The 26469-nt window shown below is 64.1% G+C and carries 25 protein-coding genes and 2 tRNA genes; 19 read left to right on the top strand and 8 right to left on the bottom strand.

Annotated elements, in window-relative coordinates:
- Window positions 1–44: 44 nt before the first annotated feature.
- Together JQ592_RS07200 and JQ592_RS07195 are read right to left on the bottom strand one after the other, a co-directional pair.
- Window positions 45–629, bottom strand: coding sequence for a CoA-binding protein (locus tag JQ592_RS07200; protein ID WP_211402180.1), 585 nt, complete (start codon window positions 627–629; stop codon window positions 45–47).
- Between the two features lie 127 nt (window positions 630–756).
- The gene (locus JQ592_RS07195; protein WP_211402179.1) at window positions 757–1581 is read right to left on the bottom strand and encodes an enoyl-CoA hydratase; all 825 of its coding nucleotides are present in this window, start codon (window positions 1579–1581) and stop codon (window positions 757–759) included.
- 86 nt (window positions 1582–1667) lie between these two features.
- On the opposite strand from JQ592_RS07195, the gene JQ592_RS07190 reads away from it, so the two are divergent.
- The 6 genes from JQ592_RS07190 to JQ592_RS07165 all read left to right on the top strand — a co-directional run bounded on the left by JQ592_RS07190 (window position 1668) and on the right by JQ592_RS07165 (window position 5341).
- On the top strand, window positions 1668–2096 hold the full coding sequence (locus JQ592_RS07190; protein WP_025036650.1) for a PaaI family thioesterase: 429 nt from the start codon (window positions 1668–1670) through the stop codon (window positions 2094–2096).
- Window positions 2097–2252: 156 nt separating this feature from the next.
- Window positions 2253–2717, top strand: coding sequence for a 50S ribosomal protein L13 (rplM, locus tag JQ592_RS07185; protein WP_018642440.1), 465 nt, complete (start codon window positions 2253–2255; stop codon window positions 2715–2717).
- Between the two features lies 1 nt (window position 2718).
- Window positions 2719–3198, top strand: coding sequence for a 30S ribosomal protein S9 (gene rpsI / locus JQ592_RS07180; RefSeq protein ID WP_018642439.1), 480 nt, complete (start codon window positions 2719–2721; stop codon window positions 3196–3198).
- 231 nt (window positions 3199–3429) lie between these two features.
- Window positions 3430–4650 (top strand): GGDEF domain-containing protein, encoded by a 1221-nt coding sequence (locus tag JQ592_RS07175; protein WP_211402178.1) that lies wholly within the window; start codon window positions 3430–3432, stop codon window positions 4648–4650.
- A 59-nt stretch (window positions 4651–4709) separates the two neighbouring features.
- Window positions 4710–4946: a hypothetical protein gene (locus JQ592_RS07170; protein WP_211402177.1), complete on the top strand. Its 237-nt coding sequence runs from the start codon at window positions 4710–4712 to the stop codon at window positions 4944–4946.
- Window positions 4947–5044: 98 nt separating this feature from the next.
- Entirely contained in the window at window positions 5045–5341 is a 297-nt protein-coding gene (locus JQ592_RS07165) for an antibiotic biosynthesis monooxygenase family protein (protein ID WP_025036647.1), read from the top strand.
- Window positions 5342–5347: 6 nt separating this feature from the next.
- Here JQ592_RS07165 and JQ592_RS07160 read toward each other — a convergent pair whose 3' ends face one another.
- Window positions 5348–6517 (bottom strand): AI-2E family transporter, encoded by a 1170-nt coding sequence (locus JQ592_RS07160; protein ID WP_211402176.1) that lies wholly within the window; start codon window positions 6515–6517, stop codon window positions 5348–5350.
- 291 nt (window positions 6518–6808) lie between these two features.
- On the opposite strand from JQ592_RS07160, the gene JQ592_RS07155 reads away from it, so the two are divergent.
- Window positions 6809–7582, top strand: coding sequence for a gamma-glutamyl-gamma-aminobutyrate hydrolase family protein (locus JQ592_RS07155; protein WP_211402175.1), 774 nt, complete (start codon window positions 6809–6811; stop codon window positions 7580–7582).
- A gap of 205 nt (window positions 7583–7787) precedes the next feature.
- Here JQ592_RS07155 and JQ592_RS07150 read toward each other — a convergent pair whose 3' ends face one another.
- Window positions 7788–8768 carry a GlxA family transcriptional regulator gene (locus JQ592_RS07150; protein WP_211402174.1) on the bottom strand — a complete coding sequence of 327 codons (981 nt, stop codon included), beginning with the start codon at window positions 8766–8768 and terminating at the stop codon, window positions 7788–7790.
- A 150-nt stretch (window positions 8769–8918) separates the two neighbouring features.
- On the opposite strand from JQ592_RS07150, the gene JQ592_RS07145 reads away from it, so the two are divergent.
- The 4 genes from JQ592_RS07145 (at window position 8919) to JQ592_RS07130 (ending at window position 12711) form a co-directional block, all read left to right on the top strand.
- Entirely contained in the window at window positions 8919–9173 is a 255-nt protein-coding gene (locus JQ592_RS07145; protein ID WP_211402173.1) for a tautomerase family protein, read from the top strand.
- Between the two features lie 176 nt (window positions 9174–9349).
- The gene (locus tag JQ592_RS07140) at window positions 9350–10732 is read left to right on the top strand and encodes an NfeD family protein (protein ID WP_211402172.1); all 1383 of its coding nucleotides are present in this window, start codon (window positions 9350–9352) and stop codon (window positions 10730–10732) included.
- Window positions 10729–11490, top strand: a complete 762-nt coding sequence (locus JQ592_RS07135; protein WP_211402171.1) for a slipin family protein — start codon at window positions 10729–10731, stop codon at window positions 11488–11490. The genes JQ592_RS07140 and JQ592_RS07135 overlap by 4 nt, the downstream gene beginning before the upstream one ends.
- A 132-nt stretch (window positions 11491–11622) precedes the next feature.
- Entirely contained in the window at window positions 11623–12711 is a 1089-nt protein-coding gene (locus tag JQ592_RS07130; protein ID WP_246820209.1) for an asparaginase, read from the top strand.
- A gap of 234 nt (window positions 12712–12945) precedes the next feature.
- On the opposite strand, the gene glnA is transcribed toward JQ592_RS07130, so the two are convergent.
- Both glnA and JQ592_RS07120 read right to left on the bottom strand, forming a co-directional pair.
- Window positions 12946–14355 carry a type I glutamate--ammonia ligase gene (gene glnA / locus JQ592_RS07125; RefSeq protein WP_211402169.1) on the bottom strand — a complete coding sequence of 470 codons (1410 nt, stop codon included), beginning with the start codon at window positions 14353–14355 and terminating at the stop codon, window positions 12946–12948.
- Window positions 14356–14505: 150 nt separating this feature from the next.
- The gene (locus tag JQ592_RS07120) at window positions 14506–14844 is read right to left on the bottom strand and encodes a P-II family nitrogen regulator (RefSeq protein WP_007603495.1); all 339 of its coding nucleotides are present in this window, start codon (window positions 14842–14844) and stop codon (window positions 14506–14508) included.
- Window positions 14845–15224: 380 nt separating this feature from the next.
- On the opposite strand from JQ592_RS07120, the gene JQ592_RS07115 reads away from it, so the two are divergent.
- Together JQ592_RS07115 and JQ592_RS07110 are read left to right on the top strand one after the other, a co-directional pair.
- Window positions 15225–16724 carry an NAD(P)H-hydrate dehydratase gene (locus tag JQ592_RS07115; protein WP_211402168.1) on the top strand — a complete coding sequence of 500 codons (1500 nt, stop codon included), beginning with the start codon at window positions 15225–15227 and terminating at the stop codon, window positions 16722–16724.
- Window positions 16724–17158: a GNAT family N-acetyltransferase gene (locus tag JQ592_RS07110; RefSeq protein WP_211402167.1), complete on the top strand. Its 435-nt coding sequence runs from the start codon at window positions 16724–16726 to the stop codon at window positions 17156–17158. Before JQ592_RS07115 ends, JQ592_RS07110 begins: the two co-directional genes overlap by 1 nt.
- Before the next feature lie 6 nt (window positions 17159–17164).
- Here the strand turns inward: JQ592_RS07110 and JQ592_RS07105 are convergent, their stop codons facing one another.
- The gene (locus JQ592_RS07105; protein WP_211402166.1) at window positions 17165–18469 is read right to left on the bottom strand and encodes a multicopper oxidase domain-containing protein; all 1305 of its coding nucleotides are present in this window, start codon (window positions 18467–18469) and stop codon (window positions 17165–17167) included.
- A 154-nt stretch (window positions 18470–18623) separates the two neighbouring features.
- Here JQ592_RS07105 and JQ592_RS07100 point away from each other — a divergent pair.
- From JQ592_RS07100 to JQ592_RS07075, 6 genes are all read left to right on the top strand, one after another.
- Window positions 18624–18708, top strand: a tRNA-Leu gene (locus JQ592_RS07100).
- Window positions 18709–18880: 172 nt separating this feature from the next.
- Window positions 18881–20242, top strand: a complete 1362-nt coding sequence (gene tig / locus JQ592_RS07095; protein ID WP_211402165.1) for a trigger factor — start codon at window positions 18881–18883, stop codon at window positions 20240–20242.
- A gap of 367 nt (window positions 20243–20609) precedes the next feature.
- Entirely contained in the window at window positions 20610–21245 is a 636-nt protein-coding gene (locus tag JQ592_RS07090; RefSeq protein WP_211402164.1) for an ATP-dependent Clp protease proteolytic subunit, read from the top strand.
- A gap of 452 nt (window positions 21246–21697) precedes the next feature.
- Window positions 21698–22969 carry an ATP-dependent Clp protease ATP-binding subunit ClpX gene (gene clpX, locus JQ592_RS07085; protein ID WP_211402163.1) on the top strand — a complete coding sequence of 424 codons (1272 nt, stop codon included), beginning with the start codon at window positions 21698–21700 and terminating at the stop codon, window positions 22967–22969.
- Between the two features lie 326 nt (window positions 22970–23295).
- Entirely contained in the window at window positions 23296–25719 is a 2424-nt protein-coding gene (gene lon / locus JQ592_RS07080; protein ID WP_211402162.1) for an endopeptidase La, read from the top strand.
- A gap of 59 nt (window positions 25720–25778) precedes the next feature.
- Window positions 25779–26174 carry a GFA family protein gene (locus JQ592_RS07075; protein WP_211402161.1) on the top strand — a complete coding sequence of 132 codons (396 nt, stop codon included), beginning with the start codon at window positions 25779–25781 and terminating at the stop codon, window positions 26172–26174.
- A gap of 133 nt (window positions 26175–26307) precedes the next feature.
- On the opposite strand, the gene JQ592_RS07070 is transcribed toward JQ592_RS07075, so the two are convergent.
- Window positions 26308–26384: transfer RNA gene (locus tag JQ592_RS07070), tRNA-Val, on the bottom strand.
- Window positions 26385–26469: the final 85 nt, after the last annotated feature.

Genomic DNA, 26469 nt, shown 5'->3' with positions numbered 1-26469 from the left:
GCTACCCATTGTCGCGCCCGCGAAACGAAACCTTCGCAATTGCGTCAGCTTTGCTCGGTCTTGTTTTTCGCGGCGCGATCCGATGCTGCGGTCTCGCCGCCGCCGACGCTCATCCGATTGAGGGATAGCCGCATGCCCTGTGTCGGTACCGGCGCGCGCTTGGAGCTGAGTGTGCGCGAATTCACGCCCATCCAGGATATTTCGGACGACAGGCGGCCATATTCGATCTTCGGGCAGCGGTTCATGACCACCTTGATACCGACCGATTCCGCTTTCGCCGCCGCGGCATCGTCACGCGCGCCGAGCTGCATCCAGATCACCTTCGGCAGCGGATCGAGTGTGAGCGCCTCTTCGACGACGGGCATGATGTGGCTGGAGTTGCGGAAGATGTCGATCATGTCGATCGGACGGCCGATGTCGGAGAGCGAGGCGACGAAGGGTTTGCCGAGCAGCTCCTTGCCGACATGACCGGGATTGACCGGGATCATGTCGTAGCCGCGCTGTGCCAGATATTTGAACGCGAAATAGCTCGGCCGCACGTTGACCGGCGATGCGCCGACCATCGCGATCAACTTCACGCTGTTGAGGATGCCGCGGATGTAATTGTCGGGATAGGCGTCGTGGTTCATCTTTTTCTTTCGTTCGTCATTCCGGGGCGATGCGCAGCATCGAACCCGGAATCTCGAGATTCCGGGTTCGGCTCTGCGAGCCGCCCCGGAATGACGATGTGGGGTTGAGCAGCGATAACGCCGCCCATCATTCATCCCGCCATGTCGGCGTGCGCTTCTCGATGAAGGCGCCGATGCCTTCCTCGGCGTCGCGCGCCATCATGTTCTCGGTCATCACCTCTGCGGCATAGCGATAGGCGTCCGCAAGGCTCATCTCGGCCTGGCGGTAGAAAGCCTCCTTGCCGAGCTTGACGGTGTAGGCGGATTTCAGCGCGACCTGTTGTGCCAGCTCGATCGCGGCGCCGAGTTCGGTGCCGGCAGGCACGACACGGTTGACGAGCCCGATCTCGCGGGCGCGGTCGGCCGTGACAGGCTCGCCCGTCAGCAGCATCTCCATCGCCTGCTTGCGCGGGACGTTGCGCGACAGTGCCACCATGGGCGTCGAGCAGAACAGACCGATGTCGACGCCGGGCGTCGCAAAGCTTGCGGCTTCCGAGGCGATTGCGAGGTCGCAACTCGCGACGAGCTGGCAGCCGGCGGCCGTCGCGATGCCCTGGACGGCCGCGACCACGGGCTTCGGCAGATGCACGATCGCCTGCATCATCGCGCTACAGGCGTTCATGATCCCGGCGAAATAGGCGCGGCCGCGATCGGGATCGCTGCGGCGCGCGGTCAATTCCTTGATGTCGTGGCCGGCGGAAAAGGCCGGGCCGTTGGCGGCGATGACGGCAGCGCGGATGCGCTTGTCCTCGGCGATCGCGTTGAAGCTCGCATGCAGCTGGCCGATCATCGCCTCCGACAGGCTGTTGCGCGCGGCGGGGCGGTTCAGCGTCAGCACGGCGACGCTGCCGACGATCTCGCGCAGCAGGATCGGCGGTTGCGGGGAGGGGGCACGGGCGGCCTGAACGGACATTGACGCGACTTCCGTGGAATGATTGCAATTGGATGACACCAATAACTTAATGTACCAGGGCGACCGAAGCGAGGGTGGGGAACGGCATGGCGTTAGCGAAAATGAGCGTGGCGGAGCTCGAGCAGTTTCTCCGCGACGAGTTTCCCCAGGCCTTCAGCGGCGACGACATCACGATCGAGAGTGCGGACGGCCAAACCAGCCTTTTGCGCCAGCGCTATAGCGAAAGGATGCTGCGGCCGGGCGGAACCGTGTCGGGTCCGACGCTGATGGCGCTCGCCGATTTCGCGATGTACGTGGTGCTGCTGTCCGCGATCGGGCCGATCGGCCTCGCCGTCACCACCAATCTCAACATCAACTTCCTGCGCAAGGGCCAGCCAGGGCAGGACGTCCTGGCCGAGGCGCGGCTGCTCAAGCTCGGCAAGCGCCTGGCGGTCGGGGAGGTGAACCTCTTGTCTGGTACCTCACCCGATCCGATCGCTCATGTCACCTCGACCTATTCCATTCCAAATGTTTGAGCTTTTTGAGGGTAATATAGCACCTTATTTTCAAGTCATTGATTTCATGGATGTAATTTCCGTCGTTGGGCATTGACCGTTGCGCGTCTCTTCTCTAGAAACTCGCGCAGTCCGGTGCGGTGTTCGCGCCGATGTCTCCCTCACGGAAATTCTGACATGAAAACCTTTTCGGCAAAGCCGGCCGAGGTGACGAAGAAGTGGGTGCTGATCGACGCCAAGGGTCTGGTCGTCGGCCGTCTCGCCACCATCGTCGCAATGCGCCTGCGCGGCAAGCACCTCCCGACCTACACCCCGCACGTTGATTGCGGCGACAACGTCATCATCATCAACGCGCAGCATGCGGTCCTCACCGGTCGCAAGCGCGAGCAGAAGACCTATTACAAGCACACCGGCTATGTCGGCCACGTCAAGGAGCGCACCGCGCGCCAGATCCTCGAGGGCCGTCACCCCGAGCGCGTGCTCGAGAAGGCCGTCGAGCGCATGATCCCGCGTGGTCCGCTCGGTCGCGTGCAGATGGGCAACCTCCGTGTCTACGGCGGCGCCGATCATCCGCACGAGGCGCAGCAGCCCGAGAAGATCGATATCGCCAAGTTGAACCGCAAGAACACGAGGGCCGCATAACATGGCCGAATCCATCCAGTCGCTCGACCAGCTCTCGCAGCTCAAGACGGCGGCGGCGCCCGAGGCGCCCAAGCACGAGAAGAAGGTCGACAAGTTCAACCGCGCCTATGCCACCGGCAAGCGCAAGGACGCGGTCGCCCGCGTGTGGATCAAGCCGGGCGCCGGCAAGGTCACCGTCAACTCGCGCGAGGTCGAGGTCTATTTCGCCCGTCCCGTGCTGCGCATGATGATCGAGCAGCCGTTCTCCGTGGCCCAGCGTTCGGGCCAGTACGACGTGATCTGCACCGTCGCCGGCGGCGGTCTGTCCGGCCAGGCCGGCGCGGTCCGTCACGGCATCTCCAAGGCGCTCACCTATTTCGAGCCGGAGCTGCGCTCTGTGCTCAAGAAGGGCGGCTTCCTCACCCGCGACTCGCGCGTGGTCGAGCGCAAGAAGTACGGCAAGGCCAAGGCCCGCCGGTCCTTCCAGTTCTCGAAGCGTTAATCGCTTCGGTCGCATTCGCCGCGAAAGCGGCTTCAATGAGATGCAAAAGGGCGCTGATTTTCAGCGCCCTTTTTATTGTTCGTTTGTATGCAAATTGACGACGAGTTTCCGGAAAACTTGCGGACGCGCGAAAACCTGAATGGAACCCGCGGGAACCTAGCGTCGCATTCGGAAGGGCGCGCAAATCGGATGTGCCGATCGCGTAACTGCTATGTTTTCAAGGGGGCCGACATGATGTCGCTCGATAGCATCACGCTCTATTTGGTTGCCACCATGGTTGCCGCACTGCTCGGCGCCATGATGGTGTTCTTTGGCAGGCAGGAGAACAGTCCTGCGCTGAAATGGTGGGGCACCGCCTATCTGCTCGGTGCCGCCTCCGTCGCGCTTTGGACGGCCGCCGGCGAAAGGCTGGGGCCGCATCTCTATCTGGCGTTAAATGCCGTCGGCTTCGTGGCCTGCGGCATGGTGTGGAATGCGGCGCGCGTCTTTCACGGCCGCAAGCCGAACTGGCCCGGCCTCGTGCTCGGCGCGCTCGCCTGGGTCGCCGCCGTGACGCTGCTCGATCCCACGGCGTCCATGCTGCGCATGATCATCGGCGCCGGCATCGTCTCGGTGTACGCGGCGGTGACGGCGAGCGAGCTCTGGGTCGAGCGGCGCAAGAGCCTGCAGCGGCGCTGGCCGGCCTTCGTCGTGCCGGTGATGCACGGCTGCGTGCTGATGCTGCCGATCCTGATCGGCAGTTTCCTGCGCCCGCATGATGCCGGCTTCTCCTCAAGCATCTGGGTCACCGTGTTCGCGGTCGAGCTCGTGCTCTACGCCGTCGGCACCGTCTTCGTGATCTTCATGCTGGTGTCGGAGCGCACCGTCACCGCGCACCGGACTGCGGCGTCGACCGATCCGCTCACCGGCATGCTCAACCGCCGCGGCTTCTCCGAAGCCTGCGGCCGCGTGATCGACCGCGAGGCCAAGGCCGGGCGGCCCGTCACCGTGATGATCTTCGACATCGACCACTTCAAGTCGATCAACGACCGCTTCGGCCATCCCGCCGGCGACGAGATGCTGAGACTGTTCTCGACCGTCGTCGTCAGCAACTTACGCATCTCCGACCTCTCGGGCCGCATTGGCGGCGAGGAGTTCGCCGCGCTCCTGCCGTGTGCGCTGGAGGAGGGCGTGCTGGTCGCCGAGCGCGTGCGCGAGGCGTTCGAGACCTCCGGCGTCGTGGTCGACGAAGGCCCGGTCGACACCACCGTCAGCATCGGCGTTGCCGGCGGTCCGGCCGGCACCGAGCTCGAGGTGTTGCTGGCGTCTGCCGACACCGCGCTCTACCAGGCCAAGCGCGGCGGCCGTAACCGCGTCGAGGCGGCGGAGGAGCTGCCGCTGTCGCTGGAGAACTGGCGCCGCCAGAGCGCGGCGCGGGCCGGTGCGCCGCAGGCGCGTCCGGTCACGGCGTGAACGCGAGGGCGGCCCTGCGGTAATCCGCTGTTTACCGTTCGATCCCTACCATTGCGGTCATGGAATCGATCCGTCGACAGAACCCGCAGGCCGCCCTGATGTCGCTCGAAGCTCAGGCAGCCTCGGCACGCGGCGGCTTCGCCTGCCTGTTCTCGACCGCGGACGAATACGAGACGGCGCTGATCACCGAGCGCCGTGCGCAGGGACGCTACACGCAAGGCCGCAGCTACTGGCCGCTCGCGCTGTTCGTCGGTTGTGCGCTGATCGTCGCGGGCACGGTCCTGCTGTTCGCCTGACAGGCCTGCATTTTTCGTCCGGGCAGGGCGCCGTTTCGGCGCCTTTTTCTTTGTCGCGGTCTGCGGTAGACACGGCCGTCAACAAAAAGGTGGAAACGATGATCACCGAGATCGCGCAAATCGACGTCAAGCCGGGCAGCGAGAAGGATTTCGAGGCCGCCGTCGCCAAGGCCAAGGCCGCCTTCGGCCGCTCCAAGGGGTTTCACGGCTTCGAGCTGCACAAGTCGATCGAGAAGCCGCAGCGCTACCGGCTGATGGTGAAGTGGGCGACGCTGGAGAACCACACCGTCGATTTCCGCGGCTCCGAGAATTTCACCGAATGGCGCGGCCTCGTCGGCCAGTATTTTGCCGCGCCACCGGAGGTCGAGCACACCGAGACCGTGCTGACCACGTAAGGCGTGTTAGGCCGCCTCGGCGAGGGGCGGCGCCTCATACGTCTTGAAATGGTCGATCATGACCTTGGCGATGGCGACCAGCGGGAGCGCCAGCGCGAGGCCCCAGATTCCGAACACGACGCCGAGCAGGATCTGGAACGCGAACAGCGTGGCCGGCGGGATGTCGAGCGCCTGCCGCTGCAGGATCGGTGTCAGCACGTAACTCTCCAGGGCGTGGACGCCCATGAAGAGCAGAAAGGCCGACAGCGCCGGGATCCAGCCCGAGGCAAGGCTCGCCAGCACCACGACGACGCCGGCGATGATGGCGCCGACAGTCGGGATGAAGGCGAGCAGGCCAGCCTGGATTCCAAGGATGAACGAGCCGGGAATGCCGATGATGGCAAGCCCGATCCAGGTCACGACGCCAACCGCGATCATCACGATGATCTGTGCGATCAGCCAGCGCTCCAGCGTCTCAGCTGTCCGGTCGATGATGAGCGCGACGCGGGTGCGATGCTTCGCAGGCGCGAGGAACAGCAGGCCGTCGTGATAGACGGCGGGCTGGGCAGCGAAGGCGAGCCCCAGAAACAGCACGATGAAGATGTTGCCGACGGCGCTGATCGCGCTGAACAGCAACTTGAAGGTCTGGCTTACGATCGCCCCGCCGCTGGAGGCGAGCGCGCCTGCGCCCGGCAGGCCGCCATGTGAGGGCTGGCTCGGGGCGGGCGCCGGCGCCGCGTCGGTCGAGGCCGCGGGCGCGCCATTGCCGAGATCGAACACGCTGGTGTCGATGCCGTGGTTCTCCAGGAAGGACCGGACGTTGGTGATCTGCGACTTGATGGTCTTGCTGAGCAGCGAGGCCTGCTCGGCGATGGTGGCACCGCCGAGATAGGCAACGCCTGCGAGCAGCACCGCAAGGACGAGGCAGACGATCGCGAGTCGCATTGTGTGTGGCAGGTGAACGCGCCGTCCGAGCGCATTGGTCAGCGCGTTGAGGCCGACGCCGAGCAGCATGCCGGTGAAGATCAGGAGCAGGGTGGCCGCAAAATACCAAGTGAAAGCGAGCAGCGCGGTGAACAGCACGACGCCGATGCCGCCGACCGAGATCGCCCAGGCCTGATCCCGAGCCTGATGCCAAGCCTGATCCCGAGCCAGATCGGTGCGGGGCCGGGGCCGTTCATCTCTGGAAATGGTCACGTCGGGTCCTTTTCGGAACACTGCAGGTGGCCAGCCACTCTTTCGCGAAATTCCAGCGGGGATCAAGCCGGGGGCCGAAGTGCGGGGCCCAAGTGCCGGCCTCTGGTGCCGATCTGGCGCGTCCGGCCTGAAAGGCCTAACGCGGCGGGCACCAAAAGGGGCCATATCGGCGCACTGGCCCGGCATTTGCGCGAAAATAGCATTGCCGTCCCGCGATCCCCTCTGTTGAATTTGTTCCATCCCAGGGGCATCTTTGGAGAATCTTCTTCGCGCGGGAGGTCGGAAGGACAGATGAGAAAGCCGGTCGTCGGCGTGATCGGGAACGCCCATCGCGTCGAGAATCGATTTCAGGTCCAGATGGTCGGCGAGCGCAATTTGCGCGCCGTGGCCGAGGTCTCCGGCGGCTTGCCGGTGATGTTCGCGGGCTCGCCCGATATCACCGATATCGGAGCGCTGCTCGATACCGTCGACGGCATCATCCTCACCGGCGCCCGGGCCAACGTGCATCCGACCCGCTTCAACGTCGATCCGTGCGAGAAGCACGAGCCCTACGACATCCATCGCGACGAGGTGGCGCTGGCGCTCTCGGTCGCGTGCGTTGCCCGCGGCATCCCGCTGTTCGGCATCTGCCGCGGCCTGCAGGAGATGAACGTCGCCTTCGGCGGCTCGCTGCATCCCGAGATCCGCGAGATCCCCGGCCGCATGAACCACCGCATGCCCCGGCTCGAGAACGGCGAGATCCACCCCGATCCGACGGTCGTGTTCGCCGACCGTCACGACGTCAACCTGACGCCGGGAGGCGCCTTCGCAAAAATTCTCGGCTGCGAGAAGATCAGGGTCAATTCGCTGCACGGCCAGGGCATCCTCGATCCAGGCAAGCGCGTGCTGATCGAGGGCATCGCCGAGGACGGCACCATCGAGGCGATCCGCATCGCGGAAGCCCCGACCTTTGCGCTCGGCGTGCAATGGCATGCCGAATACGACCCGCAGCACAATCCCATCAACCGCAAGCTGTTCGAGGCTTTCGGCGAGGCGCTGGTGGCGCGGCAGAAGGCGGCGGCGTAGGGCAGACTCTTACCCCGCCGTCATTGCGACGGCGGGGAGATTGCTGGAGACTACGGCATGCATTCAAGGTGCTCTCCAAATTCGGACGGGATAAACCAATCAGTAGGAATTGGTCCGCCCTGATTTTTGCGGCTCTGATTTGTTCTTTGAGAACGAAGTGGAGTCATATGCAGAACGAAGGCTGACGCCGCGAAGTGCCGGAACACTAACTCGGCGTCGCCACCATCCGCCGCGCGCGATACGCCTGCGGCGACATCAAGGTCAGCTTGCGGAACGCCTTGCGAAAGCTGCTTTCGTCCTCATAGCCGGCGGCGCGGGCGATGGTCTTGACCGGCTGGGTCGTGGTCTCCAAGAGGGTGCGCGCATGCTCGACGCGGCGGCGCATGATGAAGGCCTGCGGCGGCTCGTGGGTGAGCTCCTGAAACTTGCGGTTCAGCGTGCGCTCGCTGAGGCCGAGCGCGCCCGCGAGGCGCTTGACCGTCATCGGGCTCTTGCCGGCGCGGCGAACCAGAAGGTCGGCCCTGGTCAGCAGCGGGTCCTGCGAGAGCAGATAGCCGACGGGCATGAAGATCGATTGGCTGCGCTGCGCGGTGTCGATGACGACGTAGTCCGCGCATAGTTTGGCGATCTCCTTGCCATCGATCATCTCGATCAGCCGGAGCAGGAGGTCGACCCACGACATTGGTCCGGCCGCACAGACGATGCGGTCCGCGACCGTGATGACGGCGTCCGCCGCGAGGTCGATCGTGGGATGCCGCTGCCGGAGTTCGCCCTGCAGCCACCAGGTGATGGTGGCGCGGCGGTGATCGAGCAGGCCACTGCCTGCCAGCAGGAACACGCCGCTGCAGAACGCCCCGATCAGCCGGCCATTCGCATGCTGCTGCCGCAGCCAGGCGCCGGCACGGGCATATTGTGGCTTTAGGCGCTCGGCCGTGACGTGATCGACGAGGTTGCCGGGGACGAGGATCGCATCGAAGCTGCCGCGTCTGCCGATCGCGCCGTCGACTGCGACCATCTGACCGCCGCCGGCGCGGACGTCCCGGCCGTCGAGCGACAGCGTCTGCCAGCTGAAGCGGGGTTTCGCGCCGCTTTGCTGCATCACGTGATTGGCGAGCGACAGGATGTCGGCGATGCCGGCGATCGCCGAATGCATGCAACCTTCCAGCGCGAGAATTGCGAGCTTCATGGGACCTCCAGCGAGATGCGGCGATCCTAGCCGATCACCACGGCGGCGCGTGGCGGAAATTGCCCGATCTCTGGCTTATCCGCCACTGCCTTGCCGGGCCTGCCGGGTCCAAATTCGCCGCGTCGTCACCCGACATGATTGGAGAGAGATATGCCTTACATCACCATTTCGACCGTTCGCGGCATCCTCGATGCTGCGCAGAAGAAGACGCTGCTCGAACGGATCACCGACCTGATGGTCGAGGTCGAAGGGCAGGGAAGTCCGGATTTTCGCCGCAACGTCTGGGTCCGGATCGAGGAGCAGGAGCCCTCGCACTGGTCGCTCGGCGGCATGCAGCCGACGAGCGAGATCATCGCGAGCACGTTCGGTGCGATCGGAGCCGACGGCGTGAGGGTGGCACGGTAGCCTGGCGCAGGGCGGATCAGCCGCAGGCATGGTCCGCCACTGCCTCTGCTCAGCCGATCACATCGCCATTCTGCTTGGCCATTCCCATTGCGTTGCACAATCGCAATGTTGGTCTCCACGCGCAGCATTGAGGTTCTCAAGAGGAACACCATATCCTCTGCAAGGGAGCCCTTGCCGTGCAGACCATGAAGGCGGCCCTCGTTGCGGCGATCACCGTCGCGGCTTTGACCTGCTACCTCCTTCCCAGCGCAGCGGAGGAGAGCGGCCGTGTTGCACTGATTGTTTCGATCGACGGGGCGATTGGCCCCGCGTCGGCGAGCTATGTGAAGGAAGCTTTGGCCAAGGCGAGCGAACGGCGCGCCGAGGTCGTGCTTCTGAGAATGAACACGCCCGGCGGTCTCAATTCCAGCATGCGCGAGATCATCGCGGATGTGCTCGCCTCGCCCATTCCCGTCATCGGTTACGTCGCTCCCTCCGGCGCCCATGCGGCGAGCGCGGGGACCTATATCCTTTATGCGACCCACATCGCGGCGATGGCGCCAGGCACCAATATTGGTGCCGCGACGCCGGTGCAGATCGGCGGGCCGCTGCCCGGACTGCCGGGCGGTACGCCGGACAAGGACGGCAAAGACAAGAAGGATGAGCCGAAGGACGCCATGACGGCAAAGGCGACCAATGATGCGGTCGCCTTCATCCGCAGCCTTGCGGAGCTGCGCGGCCGCAATGCGGACTGGGCGGAGAAGGCGGTCCGAGAGGCTGCGACACTCTCGGCCAACGGCGCGCTGGAAGCTCATGCCATCGATCTCGTCGCGCGCGATCAGGCCGAGTTGCTGCGGCAGCTCGACGGTCGCGTGGTGGAGGTTGCAGGCGGCAAGACGCAGCGCCTCGCAACGAAGGATGCCGTCGTTGAAGCCGTCGACCCCGGTCGGATCTCCCGCTTCCTGGCGGTCATCACCGATCCGAACGTGGCCTTCATTCTCCTGATGATCGGCATCTACGGCCTGATTTTCGAATTCATGTCTCCCGGTGCCGTCGCCCCGGGGGTGGTCGGCGCGATCTGCCTGCTGATCGGCCTCTATGCACTCAATCTGCTGCCGGTCAATTATGCCGGCTTCGCCCTGATGCTGGTTGGACTCGTGCTTCTGACGATCGAGGCCTTCAACCCGACCGTGGTGATCGGTCTCGGCGGGATCATCGCTTTCGTGCTGGGAGCCTTGATGCTTTTCAGGGGCGAGGCGCCTGGCTACCAATTGTCGTGGTGGGTGATCGGCATCACTGCGGCCGTGTTCAGCGGCTTTGCGCTCGTCGTGCTTGGTTCACTTCGGCGCGTCCGCACGGCTCCTGCACTGGTCGGCGCGAAGGCCATGCGAGGCTTGCCCGCGGAGGTCCTCGACTGGAACGGGAACGAAGGTCATGTGTTCGCCCATGGTGAGCGCTGGAGGGCGCGCGGTGCCGAAACGTTCAAGCCCGGAGAGACGGTCGAAGTCGCCAACGTCATCGACCTGACGCTGCTGATACGGCGCGCACCAGCCCGAACCGGCGAGGGAGGTCCATCATGATGCTGGAATATCTGACTTATGCGGCGCTTGCGCTGCTTGTCGTCATGTTTCTATCCCAGGCCATTCGAATCCTGCGCGAATACGAGCGTGGCGTCGTCTTTACGCTCGGCCGCTTTACCGGCGTGAAGGGGCCGGGCCTCATCCTCCTCATTCCGGTCGTGCAGCAACTCGTCAAGGTCGATCTGCGGGTGATGGTGCAGGTCGTGCCGCCGCAGGACGTGATTTCCCGGGACAACGTGTCCGTCAAGGTCAACGCCGTTCTGTACTTCCGCATCGTCGACCCCGAACGTGCCATTATCAAGGTCGGCGACTACATGGCCGCCACCAGCCAGCTCGCCCAGACCACGTTGCGCTCGGTCCTCGGCAAGCACGAGCTGGACGAGATGCTTGCCGAGCGCGACAGGTTGAACGCCGACATCCAGGAGATCCTCGACAAGCAGACCGACGTCTGGGGCATCAAGGTCACCGGCATAGAGATCAAGGACGTCGACATCAACGAAACCATGGTCCGCGCGATCGCCAAACAGGCAGAGGCGGAGCGCTTGCGACGGGCCAAGGTGATCAATGCGATGGGCGAGCAGCAGGCTGCTGAAAAGCTGGTCGAAGCCGGCCGGATTCTTGCGCAGGAGCCTCAGGCGATGCAGCTGCGTTATTTCGCGGCTCTGCACGACATTGCGGGCGAACGGTCGTCGACCGTCGTCTTTCCGCTTCCGACGGGGCTGCTCGACCATTTTATGCCGCGACGGGACAACCCGTAGCAATTAGCAACAGGCTGACCCATCTTCGGCCTCAATGGGCGTATCGAATGTCGATCCCTACTTAAACGGGAGGACAATTCGATGACGAAGCCTACCGCCGGCCCAGCCAGCCGTCGCCAACGTCGAACTTCCATGCTCGCCATTCCACTGCTGTCCTTTGCGCTCTGGTCCGGCGGCATCGGTGCAGCCGCGCACGCCGCAGAGCCGGGCAAGGACGCTTCGGCCAGCAGTCTGCCGCGCATTCTCGTGCTTGCGACGGGAGGCACCATCGCGGGCCAGGCCGATCCGCGCGCGACCGGCGCCTACAAATCCGGGCAGATCACCGGCGAGCAGCTGATGGCGTCGGTGCCGGGCCTGGACAAGCTGGCGACGTTGAACGCCGAACAGATTTCGTCGATCGGCTCCCAGGACATGAACGACAAGGTCTGGTTCGCGCTGGCCCGTCGCATCCAGGACGCCTTCGACAAGAACGAAGCCGACGGCGTCATCATCACCCACGGCACGGATACGCTGGAGGAGACTGCGTTCTTCCTCGACAACGTGGTGCGCGGCGACAAGCCGGTGGTGATCGTCGGCTCGATGCGGCCGGCCACTGCGGTGAGCGCCGACGGCCCCGGCAATCTCTACGAGGCGGTGCAGGTGGCCGCCGATCCGCGTGCGCGCGGCCGCGGCGTGATGGCCGTGCTGAACGACAAGATTCAGGGCGCGCGTTCGGTGACCAAGACCAACACGACGAGCATCGAGACCTTCAGCTCCCCCAATGACGGCCCGGTCGGCTATGTCGACACCGCCGGCGGCATCCGTTTCATGACCCAGGCCGCCGGCTTCAAGCGCGCGAGCTATCAGCTTCCCGCAGGCGAGCAATTGCCGCGCGTCGAGATCGTCTACTCGCATGCCAACATGGACGCCGTTCCGATCGAGGACGCGATTTCCCACGGCGCCAAGGGCATCGTGCTGGCCGGCGTCGGCGACGGCAATACGTCCAAGCCGGCACTGGATGCGCTCGAGGCGGCGGCAAAGAAGGGCATCATCGTCGTCCGTTCCACCCGCGTGCGCTCCGGCTTCGTCACCCGGAACGTCGAGGTCGACGACGACAAGAACGGGTTCGTCGTGTCCGAGGATCTCAATCCGCAGAAGGCACGCGTCCTCACCCAGTTGCTGATCGCGGGAGGCGTGACGGGGCCGGCAGAGCTGCAGAAGGCCTTTACGGCGACGTGGTGATAGGCCGCCTCGCATCTTGTAGGGTGGATTAGCGTAGCGGATTGCGCGAAGCGCAAACCGCTAGGCGTAACCCACCAACTTGATCCCGCATTTTGTTGAATGGTGGGTTACGCCAGCGGACAGCGCTTCGCGCCGCCGCCAGCAAACTAACCCACCCTACGGACTTGCGACTCCGCAAACGAAAAGGCGCCCCTCGCGGAGCGCCTTTTGCTTGTTGCAGAGAGTTCGGGCCGACTAGCCCGAATAGTACATGTCGAACTCGACCGGGTGCGGGGTCATTTCGAAGCGCTCGACTTCGGTCATCTTCAGCTCGATGTAAGCGTCGATGAAGTCGTCGTCGAACACGCCGCCGTTCTTGAGGAAGCCGCGGTCCTTGTCGAGGTTTTCCAATGCCTCGCGAAGCGATCCGCACACCGTCGGGATCTGCTTCAGCTCTTCCTTCGGCAGGTCGTAGAGGTCCTTGTCCATCGCCGGACCCGGATCGATCTTGTTCTTGATGCCGTCGAGGCCGGCCATCAGCATCGCGGCGAAGCCGAGATAGGGATTGGCAAGCGGATCGGGGAAGCGCACCTCGACACGCTTGGCCTTCGGCGAAGCGGTGTAGGGGATGCGGCATGAGGCCGAGCGGTTGCGCGCGGAGTAGGCCAGCAGCACCGGGGCCTCATAGCCCGGGACCAGACGCTTGTAGGAGTTGGTCGACGGGTTGGTGAAGGCGTTGATCGCCTTGGCGTGCTTGATGATGCCGCCGATGTAGTGCAGGCAGGTCTCCGACAGGTCGGCATATTTGTTGCCGGCGAACACCGGCTTGCCGTCCTTCCAGATCGACTGGTGCACGTGCATGCCCGAGCCGTTGTCGCCGAAGACCGGCTTCGGCATGAAGGTGGCGGTCTTGCCGTAGATATGCGCGACCTGGTGGATGCAGTATTTGTAGATCTGCAGGTGGTCGGCCATCAGCGTCAGCGTGTCGAACTTCATGCCGAGCTCGTGCTGGGCGGAAGCGACCTCGTGGTGATGCTTCTCGACCTTGACGCCCATCTTGGCCATGGCACCGAGCATCTCGGAGCGCATGTCCTGCACGGAGTCCTGCGGCGGGACGGGGAAGTAGCCGGCCTTGGTGCGGATGCGGTGGCCGAGATTGCCGCCTTCATATTCCGTGTCGGTGTTGGTGGGCAGCTCCGAGGAGTCGAGACGGAAACCCGTGTTGTAGGGGGTGGAAGAGAAGCGCACGTCGTCGAACACGAAGAACTCGGCCTCGGGGCCGACGAACACGCTGTCGCCCACGCCCATCGACTTCACCATGGCTTCGGCCTTCTTGGCGATGCCGCGGGGGTCGCGGTTGTAGGGCTCGCCGGTGGTCGGCTCGAGCACGTCGCAGGTGATGACCATCGTGGTCTCGGCGAAGAACGGATCGATCGTCGCGGTCACCGGATCGGGCATCAGGCACATGTCGGACTCGTTGATCGCCTTCCAGCCGGCGATCGAGGAGCCGTCGAACATCGTTCCTTCGGCGAAAATGTCCTCATCGATCATGCTGACGTCGAACGTCACGTGCTGCCACTTGCCGCGCGGATCGGTGAAGCGCAGGTCGACGTATTTGACGTCGTTGTCCTTGATCGATTTCAGGACGTCTTTGGCGGTCTTCATGCATACCCCTTTTGGCTCTGCGGGTCGGTTTCCAGGTGAGCAGATTCGTTCTCGCTTTCGGCGAGTTGGCGCAACCGCACAAACGAAATCAGGCCGCCGAAGCAGCCTTTTTTCTTTCAGAGTGTCGCAAAATGCGGGATAGCACCCGGCTCAGATAGCGTCCAGCCCGGATTCGCCGGTCCGGATGCGGATCGCCTCTTCGATGTTGGAGACGAAAATTTTGCCGTCGCCGATGCGCCCGGTCTGCGCAGCGCGGCGGATCGCGTCGATGGCGCGCTCGACCAGATCGTCGCCGATCACGATCTCGATCTTCACCTTGGGCAGGAAGTCGACGATGTATTCTGCGCCGCGGTAAAGCTCGGCGTGACCCTTCTGCCGGCCGAAGCCCTTGGCTTCTGTGACAGTGATGCCCTGAAGGCCGACTTCCTGAAGCGCTTCCTTCACCTCGTCGAGCTTGAACGGCTTGATGATGGCTTCGATTTTCTTCACTGCGCGCCTCCCGGCCTTTCGATCAAATAGCAACGTCTTCGTCAGGATGCGCTTATTCACGCACGATCTTGTCTTCGCTATGCCGGGATCCCTGACCCGTCCGGCAACAACGGCCGGCCACACCCTGTGAGATGTCAGTGAGCACGACGAACCGAAGCGGCTTCCTCGAAAGCAGGGTCTATGCCAAGTTGCAAATACCCTGATTATTGGAGCGTTATCAGCCTTTTAACGAGCATCTCTGATAGGTGGACCCGACCGGGCCAAAATACCGAAGACTACGAAATAGGCAAACAGTTCAGTATGTGTGCAGATTAGTGTTCCCGGCGACGGATCGGCACAAAAAATGCCTGTTGAACAGGCGTTTGTACCAGGGAAGTGGCATGGAAGTTCTGACCAACGCCGAAATGCAGCGCGCCGACCAGCTCGCGATCGCGGCCGGCACGCCCGGCTTCAAGCTGATGCTGAGCGCGGGCCAGGCGGTCGCGGAGGCCGCCAACGTGCTGGTGGAGGAGGGGCCGATCCTGATCGTGGCCGGCCCCGGCAACAATGGCGGTGACGGTTTCGTTGCAGCCGCCGAGCTCGCTGCGCAAGGGCGCGAGGTCTCGGTGATCCTGATGTGCGAGCGCGATCAGCTCCAGGGCGATGCAGCCTCCGCCGCGCGCGGCTGGAAGCATCCGGTGCTCCCGTTCAATCCGCAGGCGATCGGAAAGCCCGCACTGATCATCGATGCGCTGTTCGGTGCCGGCCTCAGCCGTTCCGTCGAGGGCGAGGCGCGGGAGATGATCGAGGCGATCAATGCCAACGGCGCGCCAGTGCTGGCGGTCGACCTGCCGAGCGGCATCAACGGCACCAGCGCCGCCGTGCTGGGCACAGCGGTCAATGCCACCGAGACCGTTACCTTCTTCCGCAAGAAGCCGGCGCACCTGCTGCTGCCGGGACGGATGCATTGCGGCCGGGTGCGGGTTGCCGACATCGGTATCGACGCACAGGTGCTGGACGAGATCAGGCCGCAGATTTTCGAGAACGATCCGGATTTCTGGGGCGGGGCGTTTCCGGTGCCGCGCATCGACGGCCACAAATATGCGCGAGGGCACGTGCTCGCGGTATCGGGCGACGCTGCCGCGACCGGCGCAGCGCGGCTCGCCGCGCGCGGCGCGCTACGCGCCGGCGCCGGGCTGGTGACGCTCGCCACACCGCGCGATGCGCTCGCGATCAATGCCGCCGCGCTCACCGCGGTGATGGTGCGCCCCGTCGACACCGCGGTCGAGTTCGGCGAGCTGCTCGGCGACAAGCGCTACAACACCTGCATCATCGGTCCCGGCGCCGGAATCGGCGAACGCACCTGCGACATGGTCCACACCGCGCTGGCCGCACAACGACATCTGGTGCTGGACGCGGACGCGCTGACGAGCTTTGCCGCAACCCCCGAACACCTGTTTGAATCGATCAAATCCTCCCACGACACGGCCGTGGTGCTCACGCCGCACGAGGGTGAGTTTCCGCGCCTGTTCTCCGATCTCAGCAACAAGCATCCGGGCCGCTCCAAGCTCGAGCGCGTGCGCGTCGCTGCCGAGCGTTCCGGCGCGGTGGTGCTGCTGAAGGGGCCGGATACCACCATCGCCGCGCCAGACGGCCGCGCCACCATGGCCGCCAACGCGCCGCCATGGCTTGCCACCGCCGGCGCCGGCGACGTGCTGTCCGGCATCATCGCCGGTCTTCTCGCGCAGGGCGTGCCCGCCTTCGAAGCCGCCAGCATCGGCGTCTGGATGCACGGCGAGGCCGCAAGCGAGGCGGGGCCGGGCCTGATCGCGGAGGACCTGACCGAGACGCTGCCGGCCGTGCACCGGCGCATCTATGATGCGCTGGGGGTGGAGTATTAGTGCTGAGGCAGCTCGCGCTCGCCGACATGGACGCGGCGGCGCTGGTCCAACGGATCGCATTCGACCTGGCGATGCCGTGGCTCGCCGGGTTGCACACGCCGGAGGAGGACCGCTGGTTCTATCGCGAACATATCTTTCCGACGTGCCGCGTATGGGGATGGTTCGCTGATGACGTCCTGAGCGGGATCATCGCCTTCCGCGACGGCTGGGTCGAACAGCCCTACGTGCTTCCGGTCGCGCAAGGCCGCGGCGTCGGCACCGAACTCCTCGACATCGCCAAAGGCGCCAGCGGACGGCTGGAGCTGTGGACCTTCCAGGCCAGCGTACCGGCGCGGCGCTTCTATGAGGCGCGCGGCTTCGCACTGGTCGAGCAGACCGACGGGGCGCGGAATGAGGAGCGAGAGCCCGACGTCCGCTACCTCTGGACACGCTGATAGGACTCACTCCACCCCATACCAGCGCACCAGGCGCGGCGCCGCCCAGTCGGTCACGACGGATTCGAGCAGCCATCGTCCCGGTGAGGTCGCGGCGAACGCGATGCGCTGGGTCTGGCCGGGCTCGATCGCGAGCGTGTCGAGCCAGTAGGGCTTCCAGCCGTCGTCGAGCTTGTCGAGCAAACGGAACGGGGCGCCGTGCAGGTGGAACACGGTGGTGATCGGGGCGGGGTTCTTGAGGGCCAGCACGACGGTGCGGCCGGCCTTGGCGCGGAAGGCGGGGGCGGAGGCTGTAGAGAAATTTGCGGGCCGTGCCCAACCGGACTCGGCTGCGCCGAGCGCGACATCGAACCGCAGGGCGCCTTTCAGATCGAGCCTCTCGGGAAGATCGTTCGACGGCAGTGGCTGCGGCGGCAACAGCGGCGCGCGCCGCTCCAGTTGGCCTGATATTTTGAGGCTGCCCACCTGGCGTGCCTCCTTGCCGTCATGCAGCAGGAATGTGGCCGATGCGGCCGCATCCACGAAGGCGTCGGCCCGTCCGCCAGGGGCCAGGACGAGGGCGCCGTTGCGGGCCGGGAATGGCTCGGCGGGCTGTCCGTCCAGGGCCATCACGCGGACGTCGTGGCCTTCCAATTTGATCGCCAGAACAGTGCGTTGCGAGCCGTTGATGAAGCGCAGTCGCAGCCGCTCATTGGTTGCGGCTGAGAGTTCGAATGAAGTCTGCCCGTTGATCGTGTAGAGCGGCGCCGTGTCCTTGGGGTCCTGGCCCGGCGGGACCGCGGTGCCATCCGGCCGCAGCCGCCATTCCTCGATCAGCAAGATCTCGTCGCGATCGACAGCGACGGGGCTGGTCTCGACCGCAATGATCGGCAGCGGGCGCGCGGGCTGCTTCAGGCCGTCCTCGAAGAGACGGAAGTCGGCCAGCAGGGTTCCTGCGTTAGGTATTGAAATAATTGATGTTTCGGTCGTGCCCGGCGCTACCGGCGCGCGACCCCGGAGCGGATCGGCCGCGGTCGCGGCATTAAGGCCGTACCAGACTGGTGCAAGTGACACAGGCAGGTCGTTGCGGAAGACCACCTCGCAGCGGTCGAAACGCTTGAGACGGACGTCCCTGAGATGGCTTACGGCGGCCAGCTCCCAGATTGGTGTAGCCGGCTGATCTGGCCTCAGAGCCAGCGTTGCGGGCCTTGCCTGAAGCGCGAGCTGGGCCGTCACGGATGGGCCGGCGCCGCCGGCGATCAGCCCGGCTGCCGAGGCGCCGAGGCCTGCCAAAACCTCGCGTCGATCGGGGGCAAATATCCGCGTTGTCATGGCGCGATCCGGACCACGCTGCGCTGGATAAGTCCAGCCGTCGTGCCTACTTTAAGCCTGTCTGCAGCAGGCCATTTTTTTGCTGCGAACAGTCAAGCACATGTTATAAGCCCGGCCGCCCGCGGCATCGCGGCCGGTCTTGATGCAAATTCACGCGGGCGTGGCGGAACTGGTAGACGCGCTGGATTTAGGTTCCAGTGACGAAAGTTGTGGGGGTTCGAGTCCCTCCGCCCGCACCAAGCGCTTTCAGCGTTTGCACGGATTACGAGGGTCTGCTCCTCGCGGATGTTGTCCGCCTGAAGCCGGTCCGATGAACCACCGGCGGTGAGGCGTTTGCCTCGCGCCGGATCGATTAATGACAGCGTCCCGACGCATGCGCGCCGGGGCCGAACGAAAAGAAGATTGGACGCCATGCAGGTCACAGAGACCCTCTCGGAAGGTTTGAAGCACGAGTTCAAGATCAGCGTTCCCGCGTCTGATCTCGACGCCAAGGCCGGCGCCAAGCTCGTCGATCTCAAGGACAAGGTCCGCATCAACGGCTTCCGTCCCGGCAAGGTGCCGGTGACGCACCTGAAGAAGGTCTATGGCCGCTCGGTGATGGCCGAGACCATCGACCAGACCATCCGCGACACCAACACGCAGCTGTTCTCCGAGCGCGGCTTCCGTCTTGCGACCGAGCCGAAGATCACGATGCCGACCGAGCAGGCCGAGGTCGAGGAGCTGCTGAACGGCAAGACCGATCTGACCTACACGGTCGCGATCGAGGTGGTGCCGTCGATTGCGCTCGCCGACTTCAAGACCTTCCAGGTCGAGAAGCCCGTTGCTGAAGTGACCGATTCCGACGTCGACGAGGCGATCAAGCGCATCGCAGACAGCAACCGTGGTTATGCCGCGAAGGGCGAGGGCGACAAGGCCGCCTCCGGCGACCGCGTCACCATCAACTTCAAGGGCACCATCAACGGCGAAGCCTTCGAGGGCGGTGCCGGCGAGGGCATCCAGGTCGTGATCGGCTCCAACACCTTCATCCCGGGCTTCGAGGAGCAGCTCATCGGCATCGGCGCCAACGAGACGCGCACGCTGAAGGTGACGTTCCCCAAGAACTACATGAGCGAGAAGCTCGCCGGCCAGCCCGCCGAGTTCGAGACCACCGCGACGACGATCGAAGCGCCGCAGGACGTTGCGATCGACGACGAGTTCGCCAAGACGCTCGGCCTGGAATCGCTGGACAAGCTGAAGGATGCCGCGCGCGAGCGTCTGGTTGCCGAGTTCGCCACCGCGACGCGCCAGCGCGTCAAGCGCGCGCTGCTCGACCGCCTCGACGAAGCGCATCGCTTCGAGGCGCCGCCCTCGCTGGTCGACGAGGAGTTCAATCTGATGTGGAACTCGGTCAAGGCCGAGATGGACTCCGCCGGCAAGACCTTTGCCGACGAGGACACCACTGAGGACAAGGCGAGGGAAGAGTACCGCAAGATCGCGGACCGCCGCGTGCGGCTCGGCCTCGTGCTCTCCGAGATCGGCGAGAAGAACAAGATCACCGTGACCGATGACGAGGTCGGCCGCGCCGTGATCGAGCGCGCCCGGCAGATGCCCGGCCGCGAGAAGGAGGTCTGGGACTATTACCGCAGCAACGCCCAGGCGCTGGCCCAGCTTCGTGCACCGATCTATGAGGACAAGGTCGTCGACTTCATCCTCGAGCTCGCCAACGTGACCGAGAAGAAGGTTTCGCGCGAGGATCTCTACAAGGACGACGAGGCGGAAAAGACCGCAGCCTGAAGGCTCTAGAGCGTTTTCGAGCGAAGTGGATACCGGTTCGCGTGAAGAAAACGCGTCAAAAATAGAAGCCAGATCCCCTTTCCGATTCCATCGGAACGGGGCTCCGGGACAGTCTTCTATTAAGGATGATCAGCGAAGGGCCCAGCTAGCCAGATGGTCGGCTCGGCCTCTTTGTGCGAATCAGCTTCAACTGCCCCACGGATTAAGCCTTAATGCGCTCCGCACTTGTCAGGCGCGAATTGGGCTATATCTGTCGCTACATCCTACAAGTCCTGCATCACGGGACGTCCATCAGCCTTCCGGCACATCCAGCCCAAACTGGCAGCCAAGATTGGCGATGTTCGCTTCCTAAAACCCTAGGTGACTCATGCGCGATCCGGTTGAAACCTACATGAACCTCGTGCCCATGGTGGTCGAGCAAACCAACCGTGGCGAGCGCGCCTACGACATTTTCTCGCGCCTGCTGAAGGAGCGCATCATCTTCGTGACCGGTCCGGTCGAGGACGGCATGTCGACGCTGATCGTCGCGCAGCTCCTGTTCCTCGAGGCGGAAAATCCGAAGAAGGAAATCTCGATGTACATCAACTCGCCGGGCGGCGTGGTGACGTCGGGCCTTGCGATCTACGACACCATGCAGTTCATCCGCCCGCCGGTCTCCACGCTCTGCACCGGCCAGGCCGCCTCGATGGGCTCGCTGCTGCTCGCCGCCGGCGAGAAGGACATGCGCTTCTCGCTGCCGAACGCGCGCATCATGGTGCACCAGCCCTCTGGCGGCTTCCAGGGCCAGGCCACCGACATCATGCTGCACGCCCAGGAAATCCTGAACCTGAAAAAGCGGCTCAACGAGATCTACGTGAAGCACACCGGCCAGACCTACAAGTCGATCGAGGATGCGTTGGAACGCGACAAGTTCCTGACCGCCAGCGACGCCAAGGAGTTCGGGCTGGTCGACAAGGTCATCGACAAGCGCGCCGAGGAACCGGCGGCGGCGAAGGCCCCGTAGCACTACTGGACCGTAACGGCGATCCCCGGGATCGCCGGGGTCCCATCAGGGCGGCGTTCACGCTAGGTGCGTGTGGGCGCATTGCAAAACAGTCGTTTTCCGCCCTGCGACAGGCAGAAAGTTCCGCTTTCGTGCTGGTTCTTTCGTGGTAATCCAGCAACGCCGGGGTGATTTCGGTCACTTCTCCCGTGCCAAGACCGGAAATCACGGTATTGTCACGGGTAGCCGGCGACCCCCGATTAGCGAATTCTTGATAGTCGGGTGACAGCATGGTTGGCTACGATTGATCGGCTATGATCGCGGGAGAATCGAGTGACCGTGATTCGCACGGGATGTAGTAACGCGTAGGTCTTTTTTGGTACGGAATTTGCTCTATTTGAACTTCATCCCGACCATCGTGTCGGAATGGAGCGATCGAGCGGAACGGGATCGAACCGCGGACGGAGACATGAATGAGTAAGGTCGGCACGAGCGACTCCAAGAACACGCTATATTGCTCGTTCTGCGGCAAGAGCCAGCACGAAGTCCGCAAACTGATCGCGGGTCCCACGGTCTTCATCTGCGACGAGTGCGTCGAGCTCTGCATGGACATCATCCGCGAGGAGAACAAATCCTCGCTGGTCAAGTCGCGCGACGGGATTCCGACGCCGAAGGAAATCTGCAAGGTGCTGGACGATTACGTGATCGGCCAGAGCCATGCGAAGAAGGTCCTGTCGGTCGCGGTGCACAACCACTACAAGCGCCTCAACCACCAGACCAAGCACAACGACGTCGAGCTCGCGAAGTCGAACATCCTGCTGATCGGTCCGACCGGCTCGGGCAAGACGCTGCTCGCGCAGACGCTCGCCCGCATCCTGGACGTGCCGTTCACGATGGCCGATGCGACGACGCTGACCGAAGCCGGCTATGTCGGCGAGGACGTCGAGAACATCATCCTGAAGCTGCTCCAGGCCGCCGACTACAATGTCGAGCGCGCTCAGCGCGGCATCGTCTACATCGACGAAATCGACAAGATCAGCCGCAAGTCCGACAATCCCTCGATCACGCGCGACGTGTCGGGTGAGGGCGTGCAGCAGGCGCTGCTCAAGATCATGGAGGGCACGGTGGCTTCGGTCCCGCCGCAGGGCGGCCGCAAGCATCCGCAGCAGGAGTTCCTGCAGGTGGATACCACCAACATCCTGTTCATTTGCGGCGGTGCCTTCGCCGGCCTCGAGAAGATCATCTCGGCGCGCGGACGGTCGACCTCGATCGGCTTCGGCGCCCAGGTGCTCGCACCGGAAGATCGCCGTACCGGCGAGATCTTCCGTCACGTCGAGCCTGAGGACCTCCTGAAGTACGGCCTCATCCCCGAGTTCGTCGGCCGTCTGCCGGTCGTTGCGACGCTCGAGGACCTCGACGAGACCTCGCTGAAGAAGATCCTGACCGAGCCGAAGAACGCGCTGGTGAAACAGTACCAGCGGCTGTTCGAGATGGAGAACATCGAGCTGACCTTCGCCGACGAGGCGCTTGGCGCGGTTGCCCGTAAGGCGATCGAGCGCAAGACCGGTGCGCGCGGGCTGCGTTCGATCCTCGAGGCGATCCTGCTCGAGACCATGTTCGACCTGCCGGGCCTGGAGGGTGTGGAAGAAGTCGTGATTTCCCGCGAGGTCGTGGAAGGCACGGCGCGTCCGCTCTACATCTACGCCGATCGGACCGATCGCGCCGTCGAGAATGCCAGCGCCTGATCTCACGACGCTGGAACGCTCCAATCGTCTCATCGAGTTGGGCTGCGGAAGTGTATCTCCGCAGCCGGTGTTGCGTTCGCTTATCCGCGTGCGTAAGCGCCTGATGGCGCGCGTTTTTCAATGACTTGACACCCCCCGGGTCGATAGCCACCTAATGTCGACGGCGAGCGAGAATTCTCTTCAAGATTCGCCTCAGTTCCGATCCGGCAAGCCCGGTCCAACCTGGAAATGGTAGACCGGTTTTGTGGATCACCTCGGCACCTTGTGGCGGTTGCGCATGAGCATGGCGGGCTGCGTGCAAGGGGGCAAAGCAAAAGGAAAAGGCCATGACTAATCCAAAACCCCGGCCAACCATCGTCCACGGCGAAGCGCACGCCTATCCCGTGCTGCCGCTGCGCGACATCGTCGTCTTCCCGCACATGATCGTTCCGCTCTTCGTCGGCCGCGAGAAGTCGATCCGCGCGCTTGAAGAGGTGATGAAGAACGACGCGCTGATCATGCTCGCGACGCAGAAGAACGCGTCCGACGACGATCCGGCGCCCGATGCCATTTACGAGACCGGTACGCTCGCCAGCGTGCTGCAGCTCCTGAAGCTTCCCGACGGCACCGTGAAGGTGCTGGTCGAAGGGCTCGAGCGTGCGCACGTGCAGAAGTACACCGATCGCGCCGACTATTATGAAGCCACCGCCGTGGCGCTCGCCGACACCGATGCGAAGTCGGTCGAGGCGGAAGCCTTGGCACGCTCGGTCGTGTCCGACTTCGAGAGCTATGTGAAGCTCAACAAGAAGATCTCGGCCGAGGTCGTCGGCGTCGTGCAGGCGATCACCGATTTCGCTAAGCTCGCCGACACCGTTGCCTCGCATCTCGCGGTCAAGATCGCCGACCGCCAGGGCATCCTGGAGACGCTGTCCGTCACCACGCGCCTGGAAAAGGTGCTGGGCCTGATGGAGAGCGAGATCTCGGTGCTGCAGGTCGAGAAGCGCATCCGCTCGCGCGTCAAGCGCCAGATGGAGAAGACCCAGCGCGAGTACTATCTCAACGAGCAGATGAAGGCGATCCAGAAGGAGCTCGGCGACGACGATGGTCGCGACGAGCTCGCCGATCTCGAAGAGAAGATCGCCAAGACCAAGCTCTCCAAGGAAGCGCGCGAGAAGGCGCAGCATGAATTGAAGAAGCTGCGCCAGATGTCGCCGATGTCCGCGGAAGCGACCGTCGTGCGCAACTATCTGGATTGGCTGCTGTCGATTCCGTGGAACAAGAAGTCCAAGGTGAAGAAGGACCTGGAGGCCGCGCAGGCCATCCTGGACTCCGATCACTACGGTCTGGAGAAGGTCAAGGAACGCATCGTCGAATATCTCGCGGTGCAGTCGCGCGCCAACAAGTTGACCGGACCGATCCTGTGCCTCGTCGGGCCTCCCGGCGTCGGCAAGACCTCGCTCGGCAAGTCGATCGCGAAGGCGACCGGACGTGAGTTCGTGCGCGTCTCGCTCGGCGGCGTGCGCGACGAGGCCGAGATCCGCGGTCACCGCCGCACCTATATCGGCTCGATGCCCGGCAAGATCATCCAGTCGATGCGGAAGGCGAAGTCGTCCAATCCGCTGTTCCTCTTGGACGAGATCGACAAGATGGGCGCCGATTTCCGCGGCGATCCGTCGTCGGCGCTGCTCGAGGTTCTGGACCCCGAGCAGAACGGGACGTTCAACGACCACTATCTCGAGGTCGACTACGATCTGTCCAACGTGATGTTCATCACCACCGCGAATACGCTCAATATTCCCGGGCCGCTGATGGACCGCATGGAGATCATCCGGATCGCGGGCTACACCGAGAACGAGAAGGTCGAGATCGCGCGCAAGCATCTGATCCCGACCGCGGTGTCCAAGCACGGCCTGGACTCCAAGGAGTTCTCGATCGATGACGACGCGCTGCTGCTGCTGATCCGCCGCTACACCCGCGAAGCGGGCGTGCGTAACCTGGAGCGTGAGCTCTCCACACTCGCCCGCAAGGCGGTGAAGGAGCTGATGATCTCCAAGAAGAAGTCGGTCAAGGTCACCGAGAAGACTCTGGAAGAGCTGCTCGGCGTGCCGAAGTACCGCTTCGGCGAGATCGAGAGCGAGCCGCAGGTCGGCATCGTCACCGGCCTTGCCTGGACCGATGTCGGCGGCGAGCTGCTGACGATCGAAGGTGTCATGATGCCCGGCAAGGGCAAGATGACGGTCACGGGCAATCTGCGTGACGTGATGAAGGAATCGATCTCGGCCGCGGCGTCCTACGTCCGCTCGCGCGCGATCAATTACGGCATCGAGCCGCCGATGTTCGACCGGCGCGACATCCACGTGCACGTGCCGGAAGGCGCGACGCCGAAGGATGGTCCGTCGGCGGGCGTGGCGATGGCCACCGCGATCATCTCGGTGATGACCGGCATCCCGGTCCGCCACGATGTCGCGATGACCGGCGAGATCACGCTGCGCGGCCGCGTGTTGCCCATCGGTGGTCTGAAGGAGAAGCTGCTGGCTGCGGCCCGCGGCGGCATCAAGACGGTGCTGATCCCCGAGGACAACGCCAAGGATCTCACGGAGATTTCCGATGCGATCAAGGGCGGCATGGAGATCATTCCGGTGTCGCGCCTCGACGACGTCGTCGCCAAGGCGCTGGTGAAGAAGCCGGTGCCGATCGTCTGGGAAGAGGACGCCAAGGTGACGGTGAAGCCGGATGGCGATGAAGCCGCCGGCGGCCTGACCGCTCACTGATCTCAAGCGAAAGATGATAAAACGGCGCCTTCGGGCGCCGTTTTTGTTTGAGGCTGGTCATGCAGATCGATGGGCAGTGCCATTGCGGGAAGATCACCTTCGAGGCGGAGATCGACCCGGAGGCAGTCTCGGTGTGCCACTGCACCGACTGCCAGACCCTGACGGGATCGCCGTTCCGGGTGACCGCGATCTGCACCAAGGCCGACGTCAAGCTGACTGCCGGCACGCCCAAGGTCTACGGCAAGCGTGGCGACAACGGCCGGATGCGCTTCCAGCATTTCTGTGGCGACTGCGGTTCCCCGCTGTTCACCAGCGGCGAGGGCGACCAGGCCGATGATTGGGGCATCCGCTGGGGCAGCATCCGCCAGCGCGACGGCTTGCGGCCCTCCAGGCAGATCTGGTGCCAGTCGGCGGCCGTGTGGATCGACGCCGTGCCGCTGCTGCCGGGGGATTGAGGATTGAGCTAGCTTTGGGGATGAGAAGCCCGCCTTCGCCTGCTCGGCTTCGGCGTGGCAGCCTTCGCCCGCTTCGCGTCAGTACGCGTTTTGGCTGGCTTGCCAAGCCGTAGCCCGCGAAGCGGGCGAAGGCTGGTGGGCGGTCACGGATTCGAACCGCGGACCCTCTCGGTGTAAACGAGATGCTCTAACCAGCTGAGCTAACCGCCCAAGTGCGCCTCTTTAGCGCCCCGGCGGGGGGAGGAGCAAGGGGCGAGCGCGCCGCGAGCTGGCCCCAATTTGCGGCTCGGTCAGG

The organism is Bradyrhizobium iriomotense (genome assembly GCF_018129405.1).
In the GTDB taxonomy this organism is placed as follows: domain Bacteria; phylum Pseudomonadota; class Alphaproteobacteria; order Rhizobiales; family Xanthobacteraceae; genus Bradyrhizobium; species Bradyrhizobium iriomotense_B.
Note: the sequence above shows the minus strand (reverse complement) of the source record. Positions and strands in the feature narration are given on the sequence as shown.